Annotated in this window: 12 protein-coding genes and 1 rRNA gene; 7 read left to right on the top strand and 6 right to left on the bottom strand. The window is 60.8% G+C overall.

The window, feature by feature from the left end:
• From rrf to MKZ87_RS27470, 4 genes are all read left to right on the top strand, one after another.
• Positions 1-98, top strand: a 5S ribosomal RNA gene (rrf, locus tag MKZ87_RS27455); the annotation flags it as partial.
• A 124-nt stretch (positions 99-222) separates the two neighbouring features.
• Positions 223-678 carry a VOC family protein gene (locus MKZ87_RS27460; protein WP_085703668.1) on the top strand — a complete coding sequence of 152 codons (456 nt, stop codon included), beginning with the start codon at positions 223-225 and terminating at the stop codon, positions 676-678.
• 79 nt (positions 679-757) lie between these two features.
• Positions 758-2,302 carry a class I SAM-dependent methyltransferase gene (locus MKZ87_RS27465; RefSeq protein WP_085703669.1) on the top strand — a complete coding sequence of 515 codons (1,545 nt, stop codon included), beginning with the start codon at positions 758-760 and terminating at the stop codon, positions 2,300-2,302.
• A gap of 129 nt (positions 2,303-2,431) precedes the next feature.
• Positions 2,432-3,565, top strand: coding sequence for a sensor domain-containing diguanylate cyclase (locus tag MKZ87_RS27470; RefSeq protein ID WP_085700411.1), 1,134 nt, complete (start codon positions 2,432-2,434; stop codon positions 3,563-3,565).
• Positions 3,566-3,587: 22 nt separating this feature from the next.
• On the opposite strand, the gene MKZ87_RS27475 is transcribed toward MKZ87_RS27470, so the two are convergent.
• The 3 genes from MKZ87_RS27475 to MKZ87_RS27485 form a co-directional block, all read right to left on the bottom strand.
• On the bottom strand, positions 3,588-4,526 hold the full coding sequence (locus MKZ87_RS27475) for an AraC family transcriptional regulator (protein ID WP_085703670.1): 939 nt from the start codon (positions 4,524-4,526) through the stop codon (positions 3,588-3,590).
• Positions 4,527-4,547: 21 nt separating this feature from the next.
• The gene (locus tag MKZ87_RS27480) at positions 4,548-5,381 is read right to left on the bottom strand and encodes an oxidoreductase (protein WP_085703671.1); all 834 of its coding nucleotides are present in this window, start codon (positions 5,379-5,381) and stop codon (positions 4,548-4,550) included.
• Positions 5,382-5,528: 147 nt separating this feature from the next.
• Positions 5,529-7,388: an ABC transporter ATP-binding protein gene (locus MKZ87_RS27485; protein WP_085700408.1), complete on the bottom strand. Its 1,860-nt coding sequence runs from the start codon at positions 7,386-7,388 to the stop codon at positions 5,529-5,531.
• A gap of 168 nt (positions 7,389-7,556) precedes the next feature.
• Between MKZ87_RS27485 and hchA the strand changes: the two genes are divergently transcribed.
• The 3 genes from hchA (at position 7,557) to MKZ87_RS27500 (ending at position 12,154) form a co-directional block, all read left to right on the top strand.
• Positions 7,557-8,435 carry a glyoxalase III HchA gene (gene hchA, locus MKZ87_RS27490; protein WP_266202174.1) on the top strand — a complete coding sequence of 293 codons (879 nt, stop codon included), beginning with the start codon at positions 7,557-7,559 and terminating at the stop codon, positions 8,433-8,435.
• On the top strand, positions 8,432-9,151 hold the full coding sequence (locus tag MKZ87_RS27495) for a PA1136 family autoinducer-binding transcriptional regulator (RefSeq protein WP_085703673.1): 720 nt from the start codon (positions 8,432-8,434) through the stop codon (positions 9,149-9,151). Before hchA ends, MKZ87_RS27495 begins: the two co-directional genes overlap by 4 nt.
• 120 nt (positions 9,152-9,271) lie before the next feature.
• On the top strand, positions 9,272-12,154 hold the full coding sequence (locus MKZ87_RS27500; protein WP_085703674.1) for an ATP-binding protein: 2,883 nt from the start codon (positions 9,272-9,274) through the stop codon (positions 12,152-12,154).
• Here MKZ87_RS27500 and MKZ87_RS27505 read toward each other — a convergent pair.
• From MKZ87_RS27505 to MKZ87_RS27515, 3 genes are all read right to left on the bottom strand, one after another.
• A complete protein-coding gene (locus MKZ87_RS27505; protein WP_085700404.1) occupies positions 12,141-12,755 on the bottom strand; it encodes a response regulator transcription factor in 615 nt (204 codons plus the stop codon). The two genes, MKZ87_RS27500 and MKZ87_RS27505, sit on opposite strands and share 14 nt — an antisense overlap.
• Before the next feature lie 78 nt (positions 12,756-12,833).
• Positions 12,834-13,205 (bottom strand): response regulator transcription factor, encoded by a 372-nt coding sequence (locus tag MKZ87_RS27510; protein WP_085700403.1) that lies wholly within the window; start codon positions 13,203-13,205, stop codon positions 12,834-12,836.
• Positions 13,205-15,166: a PAS domain-containing sensor histidine kinase gene (locus MKZ87_RS27515; protein ID WP_085703675.1), complete on the bottom strand. Its 1,962-nt coding sequence runs from the start codon at positions 15,164-15,166 to the stop codon at positions 13,205-13,207. The genes MKZ87_RS27510 and MKZ87_RS27515 overlap by 1 nt, the downstream gene beginning before the upstream one ends.
• Positions 15,167-15,447 lie beyond the last annotated feature (281 nt).

Raw genomic sequence — 15,447 nt, forward strand, 5'->3', positions numbered from 1 at the left:
TTGGAACCACCTGATCCCATCCCGAACTCAGAAGTGAAACGATGCATCGCCGATGGTAGTGTGGGGTTTCCCCATGTAAGAGTAGGTCATCGTCAAGATTAAATTCCGAAACCCCAATTGCGAAAGCAGTTGGGGTTTTGTTTTGCCTGCAGGAAAGTTTTTGCTCGCGTCAGCGAGCACGTTGACGGTTACCATGAGCGTCCGTTTTCCAGGAGGCAGGCAATGCAACTCCAGTTCAGTCACGTCGATGTACTCGTCAATAACCTCGAAGAAGCCTGTGCGTACTACGCTCGGATATTGAAGGCGAGAATCTCCAGGACACTGTTGTGGGAGCGGGGCGGCTTGCATGTGCGATATGCGATTGCGTTGATCGGGCAGGAGCGTTTCATGCTGGTCCAGCCATTGGCCGGGAATCTGCGAAAGCTCCTGGATAGCGCGGGCGAGGGCATGATCTACCGCCACTGCTATTCGACTCCCGACATCGAAAAAGCCTACGACGAACTGGTCGCCGATGGGGTACAGCCAGAAGATGAAAACGGTAACCCGCTGGCTCGCGAACACCTGCAATCGCCGGCAGGGGCACGCATCATCTGGCTGCCCAAACGCTTTGGCCACTTCTCGATTGAAATTCTGGAGGAGGCGACGTTGGAAGCGTTTATCAAGGACGCGTTTGCCTGACGTTTTTCCTCTTGTGATACGCCACGACTACCCCGTATAAGAGCGACTTTCACTTCCGATATAAGAAAAGGGTGCACGCATGAGCAATGCCTGGAACGAAGGATATTTCACGGACGAAGGCTACACCTACGGGTATAGCCGGGAAATCAATCCGGTTTTCCAGCGTTATTGCCTGCTGTTGCGCGGTTTCGCCACGCTGGAAAGCACGGACGGTTACCACTGTGAGCTGGGCTTCGGTCAGGGCGTTTCGATCAACATCCATGCTGCGGGCAATCCGGGCTCCTATGTCGGCACCGACTTTCACCCCGGGCAGGCGTCCCATGCCATCGCTCTGGCCAGAGACTGGGGCAGCGATGCGCGACTGTATGACGATAGCTTCGAGCAATTGCTGGCCCGTCACGACTTACCTCAGTTCGACAGCATCAGCCTGCATGGCATCTGGACCTGGGTCAGTCGAGACAACCACAAGCTGATCGTGGAGTTCGTCCGCCGTCATCTCAAGCCAGGTGGAATGCTCTACGTCAGCTACAACTGTTTCCCGGGCTGGTCGCCTCAGGCACCCTTGCGCCAACTGTTCAGTTTGCACGACCGGTTCGCCAGTCCGGCCTCTGTACGTCCTGATCAACGTATCGACGCTGCGCTGCAGTTTTCCGAAGCGCTGCTGGCTGCAAACCCCAAATATGCCAACTCGGCGCCTGGGCTGGATGCCAAGCTTCAGAGCATTAAAGGCCAGGATCGCCAGTACGTCGCCCATGAGTATTTCAATCGCGACTGGAACTGCATGTATTTCACCGACGTGGTTGATGCCCTGGCGCCCGCCAAGCTCGATTACGCCACGACAGCCGTGCCGTTGGACTCCGTCGACCCGCTCAACCTGAGCGCCGAAGGCATGGACTTTCTGGAAGGTATCGAGCATCCCGTCATGCGTGAGCAGGCGCGTGACTACTTTGTGAATCAGAGTTTCCGGCGGGACCTTTATGTACGCGGCGCCAACAGACTGTCCGCCTCCGAGCACCGCGAGCGTATGCTCAGCACGCGCTTCGTCCTGTTGCAGGTGGCCGAGAGTGTACCGGTCAACGTCACCGGTCCGGCAGGCGCAGCCACTTTGCAGGCAGAAATCTATGGTCCGGTACTCTCTGCACTGGCGGATGACGCTTATGTGCCGAAGACCCTGCGGCATTTGCTGGATCTCGTGCCCTCATTGGGCTATGGCGATGTGGAGCAGGCGCTCAACGTGTTGATCGGCATGGGAGCCGTGGCGCCCTGTCAGAGCGAGGCAGCCGAAAAACTGGTGCAGGCCCGCTGCAATACCCTCAATCTGCAGCTGTGCAAGCGTTCGTTGTATGGCAACAAAATTCAGACTCTGGCGAGTCCAGTGACGGGGGGAGGTGTGACGGTCAGTCGCTTCCAGCAGTTGTTCCTGATATCGATCAAGCAGGGCAAAAAGCACCCGGCTGAATGGGCGCAACTGGCATGGGGCATCATTGGCGGCCAGGGCGAAGGTCTGCTGAAGGATGGCAGGGCCCTGACCACCGCCGAAGAAAATCTTGCCGAGCTGACCGGGCAGGCCCAAGTGTTTGCCGACAGTACGCTGGTCATTCTCAAGGCGTTGCACATCGTTTAGGCACGAGAATTGATGGAGGACAGGCGCCAGAACGAGATTCTGGCGCCTTTGTATCAAAGGCGTCGTCACGGGCGGCGCCGAAATGGGCTTCTGTCGGTTTTATGTAGCAGTCAGGCGTGGGTGGATCGAATGGAGTTATCAGATCTTCGGCGTGAGCACGGTGCTTCGATCGACGAGCAGGTCAACACTGATCGATTGCATCAGTTGTTTCGCCAATCCGTTTCAGCCGTTATCGGCAGCTACCTGGCCGCGCTCATGCTCTGTGGGCTGTGTTGGGATCGTTTTGAACAAGCCTGTATTTTCGTGTGGCTCGGCCTGCTGACGGTGTCCACGTTGTTGCGTATATCGATGTTCGTCGCCTGGTTTCGCAGCGATGAGAGCGAGCGAACACCCAAGCGCTGGGAGCGCAAATACTGGGCAACCCTGGTGCTGTCCGCCGGCATATGGGGCGCAGGTGCGTTGATCATCATGCCGGCCGACGACCTGTTGGCGCAGGCATTGGTCATGCTCTTCACGGTCGGGATGTCGGTCAGCGCGGTGTCCTGTTATTCGGCTTATCGATACATGACGCTGGTCTCCGTGGCTCTGGTGCTGCTGCCGTGTACGTTCTGGCTGCTGTTTCAACCGTCCACGCTTCAAGTGGGCATGGCGCTGGCGGTCCTTGTCTTTGCGTCGTTCGTCGCCCGTGCTACGCGCAAAATGACTGAAGCGCTGGAGGCGGCCTTTCGCCTGACCCGGGAAATGGAGCGCGCGCACAACATCTCCAGGCTCGCCGCACGAACCGACGAACTGACTGGCCTGAACAACCGGCGGGCGTTTTTCGAGCGGGCACAGCAACTGTTCGATGAGTGCCGGCGACGCCAGTCGAACCTGTGTGCCGTCATGCTGGACATGGATCATTTCAAACACATCAATGACACCTACGGCCACCAGGTCGGGGATCGTGTTTTGCAGCAGATGGGGAGCATCATCTGTACATATTTTCGGGACACCGATGTGCATGGTCGATTAGGCGGCGAAGAGTTCGCGATCCTGCTTCCGGATACCTCGATCGAGAAGGCGCTGGAGCTGCTGGAAAACCTGATTGTGACCATGCCCAGGATCATGACCGGCCCGGTTCATCGCATCACCGCCAGCCTGGGCGTTGCTTCGATGCAGAACGAAGACTCGGATCTTCACAGTTTGATGAACAACGCCGACAAAGCCTTGTATCGGGCCAAAGCCCTTGGACGTAATCAGATCGTGGTGGCTGAAACGGTTTAATCAAGCGCGCCCGAGCACGGCGTCAATGCGAAGACACATAAACAGACGGCGACGTCGGTGCAGGCAGCGCATACGTTGCCTTCATCCATTCAATCTCCGCCTGCGGCGTTCGCCCGAAAAAACGTTTGAACTCGCGGCTGAACTGCGAGGCGCTTTCATAGCCGACACTGAACGCCGCCGCTGATGCCGTCATTGCGTGGCGCAACATCAAAAGTCGCGCTTGATGCAGGCGCGTCGACTTCAGGTACTGCATGGGCGAGGCATCCGTCACGCTGCGAAAGTGCAGGTGAAAACTGGGCACGCTCATGCTTGCTTCGCGGGCCAGTTGCTCGACGTCCAGGCGCTCCTGATAGCTGCTGTGGATCTTGCGGATCGCCCGCGTCACCTTGCCGAAGTGTCCCTGTCGATTGAGTGCGGCACGCATCGAACCGCCTTGTTCACCGGTCAGGATGCGGTAATAGATCTCGCGCAACAGCGACGGTCCCAATATCTGCGCCTCACCCGGAGTGCTCATGGCTTGGAGAAAACGCAGCGTCGAAGCGCGCAGGCGGTCGTCCATCGGTGAGGCAAACATGCCCTTGGGTGGCGCGCCGCTCGGACCGTGAACGTCATCCACTTGCTGCATCAACTCGCTGGCCACCTGGAAATCGAGTTGCATATAGATCGCGAGCATTGGCTCGTCTTCAGAGGCATCGGTCTCCATGGTGAAGGGGATCGGAACCGACACCACCAGATAATGCTGAGCGTCATAGACGTAGACGTCATTGCCCAGATACCCGCGCTTCTGCCCCTGACAGAGAATCACGATGCCGGGATCGTACAGCACCGGCGTGCGAGTCAGTGGCCGGTTCGAGCGCAGGAAGCGCACGCCCTCCAGTGCACTGAGGTTGTAGCCCTCCACCGGTGCGAGCGCTTCCATCAGCTGCACCATGCGAGAAATACTTGAGTCGGCCTGTTTCATTGCGTTCTCTCTGTGGGCCGTTCAATGGTCGGTGGAGCGCGTCAGCGTTTCCCATTGATCGATCTCGCTCGCGGCGCGTTTCAGCTCGTCGCGCACCAGGCTTAATGCATCGCTGCCCAGCAACAGATGCGCTGGTGGAGCAGGGCTGGCAATGATCTGCAACATCGCTTGCGCCGCTTTCTGCGGATCCCCGAGCTGCTTGCCGCTTTTGTCTTCGCGCGCCTTGCGCACGGGGTCGAAGCTGGCGTCATAGTCAGCGATGCTGCGGGGTGTACGCTGCATCGAACGACCGGCCCAGTCGGTTCGAAATGAACCCGGCGCGACGGCGGTCACGAAGATATTGAATGGCGCCAGTTCCTTGCTCAGCGTATCGGAGATGCCCTCAAGCGCAAACTTGCTGCCGCAGTAGTACGCAATGCCCGGCATGGTGATCGTGCCGCCCATCGACGTGATATTGAGAATATGGCCCGCCCGCCGCCGGCGAAAGAACGGCACAAACGCCTTGGTCACGGCAACCGCGCCGAACACGTTCACGTCGAACTGGCGGCGCATGTCCTCCAGCGGCGATTCTTCGAAAATGCCTTCGTGGCCGTAGCCGGCGTTGTTGACCAGCACATCGACCGGGCCGTGTGTCGCTTCGACGGTCGCCACGACGCTATCGATCCGGTCGAAGTCCGTGACATCCAGCAGCACGCCGTATGCCTTATCGATGGACAGCGCCTGAAAGGCTTGCAGGTCGGCTTCGTTGCGCACGGTGCCGATGACGCGGTGACCGGCTGCCAGCGCTTCCTTGGCCAGCGACTGGCCGAAGCCGCTGCTGACGCCGGTGATGAAGAGGGTTTTGGTGTCAGGCATGACGTTCTCCGCAAATCAGGTGTGCCGTCATGGTAGCCAGCGATAAATGGTTCACCTATGCCGGTTTGTCTTCGAGCCTTGCCTAATCCTCTCAGCGGCGATCAGCCCCACAGTGGTCATCGCGGGGCTGATCAACGTGACCCGGATTTATGCCTGATCCAGCGTCTCGGCCACGCCCTGATCTTCACCCAGAAACCCGCCGCTCTGATGCTGCCACAGCCGCGCATAGGTGCCGTTTTTAGCCAGCAGTTCAGTGTGAGTGCCTTGCTCGATGATGCGCCCTTCATCCATGACAATCAGTCGATCCATCGCCGCAATCGTCGACAGACGATGGGCGATGGCGATCACGGTCTTGCCTTGCATCATTTCATCGAGACTTTCCTGAATGGCGACTTCGACTTCGGAATCCAGCGCACTGGTGGCCTCGTCAAGTAGAAGGATTGGCGCGTTCTTGAGCATCACCCGTGCAATGGCGATACGTTGGCGCTGGCCACCGGAAAGCTTGATGCCGCGCTCGCCCACCAGCGTGTCGTAGCCGGTGTGGCCCTGACGGTCGCTCAACTGGTTGATGAAACCGTCGGCCTGGGCGTTCGCCGCAGCGCGCTGGATTTGCGCGTCGGTCGCGTCCGGCCGGCCGTAGGCGATGTTGTCGCGAATGGAGCGGTGCAGCAAGGACGTGTCCTGCGTGACCATGCCGATCGCGCTGCGCAGACTGTCCTGCGTCACCTGTGCGATGTTTTGCCCGTCGATGCGAATCTCGCCGCGATCGACGTCATAGAAGCGCAGCAGCAGGTTGATCAGCGTGGACTTGCCGGCACCGGAGCGGCCCACCAGACCGATTTTCTCCCCCGGCTGGATGCTCAGGCTCAAGCCGTCGAGCACCTGGCGTTCGCCGTTGTAGTTGAAGCTCACGTTGTCGAAAGTCACTGCACCGCCGGAAGGCACCAGCACGCCGGCGTCCGGTGCATCCTGCACCTTGGGGCCTCGGGTCAGGGTGCCCATGCCGTCCTGCACGGTGCCGATGTTTTCGAACAGCGACGTCATCTGCCACATGATCCAGTGCGACATGCCATTGATGCGCAACGCCATGGCCGTGATCGCCGCCACGGCGCCGGTACCGACTTCGCCCTGATGCCACAGCCACAAGGCGTAACCGCCGGCACCCATGATCAGCCCGACCACCAGCGCCTGATTGACGATCTCGAACTGGCTGACCAGACGCATCTGGCGAAAACCGGTCTGTTTGAAGTCCTCCATCGCCGCCCGCGCAAAGTGCGCCTCACGTTTGGAATGGGAGAACAGTTTCACCGTGGTGATGTTGGTGTAGGCATCTGAAACCCGCCCCGTCATCGATGACCGCGCATGAGCCTGCTCTTGTCCAACCTGGCCCAGGCGTGGCACGAAATACAGCATCGCCAGCCCGAACAGCACGACCCAGGCAATGAACGGCAGCATGAGTTTCAGGGCGAAACCGCCGGCCAGGGCGATGATCGCGATGAAGTAAACGCCGATGCCGGGGGCGATTTCGATGACGGTGAACAACACCTCGCGCACGGCCAGTGCGGTCTGCATCACTTTGGTCGTGACCCGGCCGGAAAACTCGTCGGAAAAGAACGAAAGACTCTGCCGCAACATCAGTCGATGGAAATCCCAGCGCAGGCGCAGCGGCAGATTGATCGCCAACACCTGATGCTGAACCATCGTGCGCAACGCCACCAGCCCGACGCTAGTCAGCAGCACGATGCCGATGCCCCACAGCACGCGGCTCTCTTGGCCGTTCACATCGCCGCCGGCCTGCCAGCTCGAGAGCAGGTCCACGACCTGGCCCAGAAAGGAAAACAACCAGGCTTCGTAGATCGACACACCGGCACTGAGCAGCGCCAGCGCGAGGATATAACCACGAGCACCGCGGGTGCAGGCCCACAGAAACCGCGCCAGACCGACCGGCGGTGGCGGCGCTTCGTCGGGCGGGAAGGGGTCGAGCCGTTGTTCAAACAGGCGAAGCATTGTGGGTCTCCGAAACGATCAATTGCGGGGATTCTGCCATCTAACGACGCTCTTGAGGGTTTGCAGGTTCCCGGACATGTCCTCGTTGAGGGAAAACCCTCATTGCCGGAATACCGTCGCGTTACTAGCATGAGGGCTCGGCAATCGACCCTTTCGATGGAGAGCACCATGGCTACCACGCAGACTGACGACAAGCGCCCAACCCCCGATCCGGCTGAGGACAACGCTTTTTTCCCCTCGCCGTATTCCCTCAGCCAGTTCACCTCGCCCAAATCCGATCTCAGTGATGCCGAGTACCCTAATCGCTACAAGGGCGGGCGCTGGAAGATCCTGATGATCGGCGCGGACGAACGCTATCTGTTGACCGACAACGGCACCATGTTCTCCACGGGCAATCATCCGGTTGAAACCTTGCTGCCGATGTATCACCTGGACAAGGCCGGTTTTGGCTTTGACGTCGCGACGCTGTCGGGCAATCCGGTCAAGTTCGAATTCTGGGCCATGCCCTCCGAAGACGCCGAAGTGAAAGGCTTCTACGAGCACTATCGCGATCAGTTCAAGCGTCCGCTCAAACTGTCCCAGGTGATCGAAGACGCGCTGGGCGAGGACTCGGATTACATCGGCGTGTTCATCCCTGGCGGGCACGGTGCGCTGATCGGCCTGCCGGAAAGCGAGGACGTGAAAAAGGCCCTGCAATGGGCCGTCGCCAAGGACAAATTCGTCATCACTCTGTGCCACGGCCCGGCGGCGCTGCTGGCGGCCGGCCTCGGTGAAACAAAAGACTCGTGCATCTTCAACGGTTACCGGATTTGCGCGTTTCCCGATGCTCTGGATGCGACAACCCCTGACATCGGTTACATGCCTGGCCACCTGACCTGGAAGTTCGGCGAGCAGTTGCAGGCGCTCGGTGTGGAAATCACTAACCAGGACATTTCCGGGGCCACGCTTCAGGATCGCAAGTTGCTGACCGGTGACAGTCCGCTGGCGGGCAACGCGCTGGGCAAACTGGCGGCCGCCGCGCTCCTGAAAGAGGTCACGTCGGGGTGAGTCCCGGACCTGCCGAAGCACTCTTGCGCGCCGCCCTCGAGATCGAGGTGGCGCCCACGCTGGTGGCAATCCAGAAGGCCGTCCGCGGTTTCGCGGGGTCCTATGGTTACGATCGATTCGTGCTGTTCTCTGCCACCTCGACGGCAGAGGAAGTGGTCGAGCGCATTTACTGGGTGGAGGGCGACTGGTTCGGCGACGACATGGCTGTCGACGCCCAGACCTATGTTCAGCGCTGCCCCGTGACTCGCCATCTGCTGGACACCCGCGAATCCTTCTTCTGGAGCAAAGTGCAGGAGCCGAGCGGTGAACTCTATCGGGTGGTTCGCTTGCCAAGCGGGCCTGGCCTGCATGGCTTGCAGATTCCGGTCTTCGGCCCGCGAGGGCTTGAGGGCGCCATGAGTCTGGGTGGCGAGCAGATCGATGCTTCTGCGCGGATTCGTCTGGTGCTGGGCATGCTCGCTTCGGTGGCGTTTTATTCCGCTCGACGCTTGCTCGAAGCGCCGCTGGACGAGACGTCCGGCAAACTCTCGACCCGCGAGCGCGAAGTGCTGGCGTGGGTCGCTGCCGGTCGCCGGCAGGCGGACATCGCCGCTACGCTCGGCCTCTCCGGACGCACGGTGGAAAATCACCTGCGTTCGGCTCGTCGGCGTCTGGGGGTGGCAACCACTGCTCAGGCCATCAAGATTGCCATTCGCAAGGGTGAAATAAAGGGGTGAGGTTCTCACTCTGCCCGTGCCGCGCTTGAACGGTCGAGCAAAACTCCTATGATGCAAAGGGCCTGCGCTGGCTGCCTGTAACCGGCGCCGCCCCTATGCTTTTTAGAGAGATCGATCCTCGTGGAGTCTTTTCCGGACGCATTGCACGAATCCCTCACGACTGAATTCATGTTCGGTCCGTTCTGCGTCGTACCAGGCAAACGGCTGCTGACCCGCAACGGGAGGGCGGTCGAGATCGGCGGACGTGCTCTGGATCTGCTGATTGCCTTGCTCGAGCAACCGGGGCGCGTGCTGTCCAAGTACGATTTGATCGACAAAGTCTGGCCCGACAGCGTGGTGGCTGAAGGCAGCCTGCGCTTTCATATGACCGGTTTGCGACGGATTCTCGGGGATGGCGAGGAGCAGGCGCGCTACATCGCGACTCAGGTGGGTGTGGGTTATGCCTTCGTCGCGCCGCTGGAAAGAAAACAGACTGCTGTTCAACCGACGCCCATCGTGTCCCGAGCCACCGAGGGCGTCTGCAGTTTGCCGCCCCGGGCCAGACTGATCGGCCGCGAGACCGACCTGCAACTGGTCATCGACCACATGCAGCAACCAAGACTGTTTACCATTGTCGGCCCCGGTGGTGTCGGCAAGACCAGCCTGGCCATCGAAGTGGCGCATCGCATTGCCGCCCAAGGCTACGAGCGCGTCTGCTTCGTCGATCTGGCGCAGGTGGAAGACTGTGCGCTGGTGCCGTCGGCGCTGGCCCGATCACTGGACATTCCGGTGCAGGCGGAGGACCCGATGTTCGTCCTGCTCGCGCATCTGCGTGAGCAGCGGTTGATGCTGGTGATCGACAACTGCGAACACCTGATCGACGCGGTGTCGACGCTCCTGGAACAGATCAGCGATACCGCGCCGGATGTCGGGGTTCTGGCCACCAGCCGCGAACCGCTGCGGGTGCGTGGCGAATACGTGCACTGGCTCAATCCGCTGGAATTTCCCCGTGAGTCGCAACACCTTTCGGTTGAGGAACTGCTGGCATTCCCGGCCATCAAGCTGTTTGTCGAACGCGCGTCGTCGAGCAATGCGGCGCTGTTGCTGGAAGCGGGCGGAGGGCAAATGATTGCGGACATTTGCCAGCGGCTGGAGGGCATGGCATTGCCGATCGAACTGGCGGCGATGCGGGTCGCCAGCCACGGATTGAAGGCCACCCACGCGTTGCTCGGTGAGCGCTTTTCGCTGGGCTGGTCGGGGCGCAGGACGGCGGTGCCGCGCCATCAGACCCTGCGCGCCATGCTCGACTGGAGTTATGACTTGTTGTCGCCGCAAGAGCGTTTGGCGCTGGAGCGGTTTTCGGTCTTTGTCGGGCCGTTTTCCCAGGAAGCCGCCGCTCAGGTGGTGGCCGAGTCGCAACATGGGAGCGCTGCGGCGGCCGCGATCCTTGACGATCTGGTGTGCAAGGGGCTGGTCACGGTCGATCACAGCGATTCGACAGATTCTTATCGATTGCTGGAGATGACGCGCGCCTATGCCCGGGAGAAGTTGACGGCGCGGGGCGACGCCGAGGTCAATGCGCTGGCGTTCCGGCACGCAGCGTTTTACATGGATCTGCTTGGGCATCTGGGGACTTCCCCCGACGAGATCTTCCGTAATTCGACGCGCCTGGCCAGCCAGTTGGGCAATGTTCGCGGTGCGCTGGAATGGAGCTTCGGCCCCCAAGGCGATCCAGGGCTGGCGTTGCCGCTGGCGGCTGCGAGCGCGCCGTTGTTCCTGCATTTTTCATTGCTGGTCGAGTGCCGCACCTGGTGCTCCCGGGCGGTGGAGCTGCTGCAGCTGGGATACTACGGCACGCCCACCGAAATGGAACTGCAAGCCGCGCTCGGGCTTGTGCTGATGTTCACCCGAGGCAACAGTGAAGCCGCCGAAAAAGCCTTGCTTCGCGCCCAAGACATTGCAGTCGCGCTGAATGACTACGGCTCACAATTGCGGCTGCTGGGCCGCTTGCAGATCTTCTACGAGCGCATCGGTGATTTCCCTTCGTCGCTGGCGTGGGCAGAGCAGGCCGCCGTGGTCGGCAACATTCTCAACGAGCCCGCTGCCATCGCGATTGCCTCATCGCTGACCGGCATCTCCCATCATCTGCTCGGCAACCAGCGTCTGGCCCGTGAGGAGCTGGAAAGCTCGCTGCGCAACAGCTTGCCGTCTCATCCCAGCAACACGATTTACTACGGCTTCGATCATCGCAATCGCACGGGGCTGGCGCTGGCGCGTTCACTCTGGCTGCAGGGCTACCCCGATCAGGCCCGGCGCCGGGCCGAGCAGATCGAGGCCGAAGCGTCGGCGCTGCAGCATCCGGTCACTTACTGCATCGCAATGGTCTGGATTCTGTGCATCTATATCTGGACCGGTGATCTGGCGAAGGCAACTGCCAGCCTCGAACGGTTCAGTACCATCGCCGAAACCAACGCACTCGGCCCCTATATTGCCGCCTGCCACGGGTTGCGCGCGGCGATCGCCATCCGCGCCGAAGAGCCGGGGGAGGCAGTTGCCATGCTGGAAGAGAGTCTGGCGCGGTTGCGCGGCATGCGATACGAACTGCTTACCACTTCATTCGAAATTGCACTGGCCGAGGGCCTGATTCTGGGGGGGCAACACGCAAAGGCCCTGACGCTGGTCGAAGGCACCATCGATCACTGCCGTCGAAGCGGCGATGCTTTTGCACTGCCGGAGTTGCTGCGAATCAAGGCCGGTATTCTCAAGGCCATCCACGTCGATGATGACCAGGCCATGCTGGCGGTTCTTGAGGACTCCATAGCGCTGAGCCGCGAGCAGGGCGCGTGGGCGTGGGAGTTGCGGTCATCGATGGATCTGGCGCGGTTCTGGCTTGAGCAGGGTCGACCGGATCAGGCCCGGGAGTTGCTCGGCGCCTGCCGCGAGCAGGCTTCGGAAGGCTTTGACAGCCTCGATCTGCGGCGGCTGGAACGCTTCTGGCAGAGCCTGCCTGCTACGCCGGCGTAATCAGTGCCGCCATTTTCACCAGGTCTGCCAGCGAGCGGGCCTTCATTTTGCGCATCACCTTGCCGCGATGGGCCTTGACGGTGATTTCGCTGATGTTGAGGTCGGCGGCGATCAGTTTGTTCAGCCGTCCGCTGACCACCGAAGCCATGATCTCCTGTTCGCGCGGCGTCAGGGTCTTGTAGGCCTCGAGCAGGGAGCGCAGGTTCTTTTCGCCCTCGAGCGCCACGCGACTGCTTTGCAGCGCATCGGCCATGGCGGTGAGGATCACCTCGTCGTTGAACGGTTTGGTCAGAAACTCCACCGCACCGGCCTTCAACGCCCGCACCGTGCGCGGAATATCGCCGTAGCCGGTGATGAAGATGATCGGCATGTTGTGACGTTCATCGGCAAGGGCGGTCTGCAGGTCCAGGCCGCTCAGGTCGGGCAGGTTGATGTCCAGCACCAGACAACTGGGCACCAGCGTCCGAGGCGCGTCGAGAAACTCCTGCGCGGACTCGAACAGCCGTGGCTGCCATCCGGCGAAACGGATCATCAGCTCCAGCGACTCGCGCACGGAAATGTCGTCATCGACAACGAATACGACGGGCGTGACATCACTCATCGGTATTGCTCCACGAGAAAGGGCCATTGCGTTGTTCGCGTTCAACATGTCGATTCCTTGTTCTGTTCGGCTGCACGCTCAGTCGAGGGGCAGGGCGGCACTCAGGGCCTTGAGCAATTGAGCTTCGCTGAACGGCTTGAACAGGCACTCCACCGCGCCACTGTTCAGCAGCTTTGCCTGTTCGCTGGTGTCGCCGTGAGCCGTGATGAAAATCACCGGAATGCGATAGTCACGGCGCAGCAGTTCCCGTTGCAGATCAGGGCCCGACATGCCGGGCATGGCCACGTCGAGAATCAGGCAATGCGTCAGGTCCAGGTAGGGCGATGACAGAAACGCCTGCGCCGAGGCAAATGCCTGGACGGTAAAGCCGAATTCCTTGATCAGGTCAGGCAGTGATTCACGAACCGATTCGTCGTCATCGACCACCGATACGAGCAAATGCGTACCCATCAATCATTCTCCACGGTGCGATCGGTGAGGTCGCGGTTAGCGGTTTGCGGCAAGTCCGTCGAATTCGGGATGGCAAAGGTAAACGTCGCGCCCGGGCCATCGTTGGCGGTCGCCCAGAGTTTGCCGTCGTGGCGCTCGATGATGGAGCGACTGATGGACAGACCAACGCCCATGCCCGAGCTTTTGGTGGTGTAGAAGGCATTGAAGATGCGCTCGATGTCCTGCGGATCGACGCCGTTGCCGCTGTCCTTCACCGCCAGGTAAACGCTCTCGTCCGGCGCCAGACCGGTGCTGACGATCAATTGCCGGGCCCGCTCGTGGATCGCACTCATGGCCTCGGCGGCATTCATGATCAGGTTGAGGATCACCTGCTGAAGCTGAACCCGGTCCCCCCTGACCAGCGGCAGGGCTTCGGCAAACTCCGGATGCAGCACCACACCATTGCGTTGCAGTTCGCCCAGCAGCATGGCGATGACTTCCCGTGCCGCGTCATTCAGATTGACGTCTTCAATGGTGATGCTTTTCTTCGAGAACAGCGCCCGCAGTCGGTTGATCACATCGGCAGCACGATTGCCATCGCGAATGGTGCGGCGCGCGGTTTCCCTGGCGCCATCGACGTTCGGCGGGTCGGCACCGAGCATGCGCAGGCAGGTGCTGGCGTTGGTGATGATGCCGGCCAGCGGTTGATTGACCTCGTGGGCAATCGACGCCGTCACCGCGCCGAGGCTGGCGACTCTGGCCAGGTGCGTCAGTTCCGAGCGCGCCTTGCTCAAGACCTCTTCGGCAAGCCGGCGCTGGGTGATGTCCTGCAGCGCGGCGATGTATTCGAAACCGTCCGGTGCGTGGGGGATCGAGTGCGCCACCAGCCGCACGTATTTCACCGTACCGTCGGGCATCAGCAGCCGGTGCTCATGTTCGAAGTCACGCCCCTTGCGGCGCTGGCGCTTGATCATTTCCCGATGGCTGGAAATGTCGTCCGGGTGCACGCGGCGATAGATCGCATCGAAGCCGGGCGGGGTGTCCGGGTCCAGTTCAAGGATGCGGTAGACCTCGTCCGACCAGGTGATCTCGTCGGTGCTCACCCGCCAGGAAAACGTACCGGTGGCGCTCAGGCGCTGGGCCTTGGCCAGAAAGACTTCCGCCCGTTTGCGGTCTTCGATGTCGGTGTTCTCGCCGTACCAGCGCACGACCTGCCCGGTGTCATCGCGCTGTGGCACGGCGCGGATCAGAAACCAGCGGTAAATCCCGTCGAAGCGCTTCAGGCGGGCCTCGTACTCACCGGCGTTGCCCGATTGCAGAATCGTTTGCCAGTAAACCGCCAGCCCCGGCGCATCGTCCGGGTGGATGGACGCCGTCCAGCCATGGCCGCAAGCCTGTTCGAGGGACATGCCGGTGTAGTCGCACCAGCGTTGATTGACGAAACCGACGCTGCCTTCAGGCGAAGCGCTCCAGACAAAACCGGGAACGGCATCGATGATCCCGCGCAGACGTTCTTCCGAAGCGCTGACTTCGGCGAGGGCACTGGCGATCAAGATCTTGTCCCGCCGGCGTTCATCGATATCGACCTGCAGCACACACCAGCGCGTAATGGCACCTTCGCTGTCTCTGATCGGCAGGCCGCGCACATGGAACCAGCGATAGACACCGTCGGCGCGACGGATGCGATGCTCGTTCTCATAGGGTGTGCCGGTGCCGACTGAATGCATCCACGCGGCGATGACCGAGGGCAGGTCGTCCGGGTGCACGGTTTCGCTGGTCTGCCATTTTTTCAGTTCGTGGAGCGGGGCGCCGATGTAGTCCATGATTTGCCGGTTGACCTGTTCCAGCTCACCGGAAGGCGTCATGAAGGCGACCATGGCCGGGATGCTGTCGATGATGGCTTCGACCCCCGGCGCTGGCATGACCGCGTCATCCGCGCGGCCTGAAGCGTCCTCGATGACGCGCTCCTGCTCGTTCGTCATACCGATTCTCGTTGTGTGCAGTCACCGTTGAACAAAGATGCGCCTTCGGATGGCGCGCGCCCATCATACTTTGGTGTCGCCCGTCGCGAATATCGGCCGCCATCGCACGCTGCGACGGACATCACAGTGGCACTTTTGTAAGCCACTGTATCTACGGCCCCTCGAGCCATACAAACATGCAAATCAGCCTGTTCGAGAAACCGCGAGGATACATCCGCCGCGCAGTCTTGGCCCTGGTTTCAACGTCCTCCGACGATTGAATGAAAACGATGTGACGTCCG

The organism is Pseudomonas sp. MCal1 (genome assembly GCF_026341415.1).
GTDB lineage: Bacteria > Pseudomonadota > Gammaproteobacteria > Pseudomonadales > Pseudomonadaceae > Aquipseudomonas.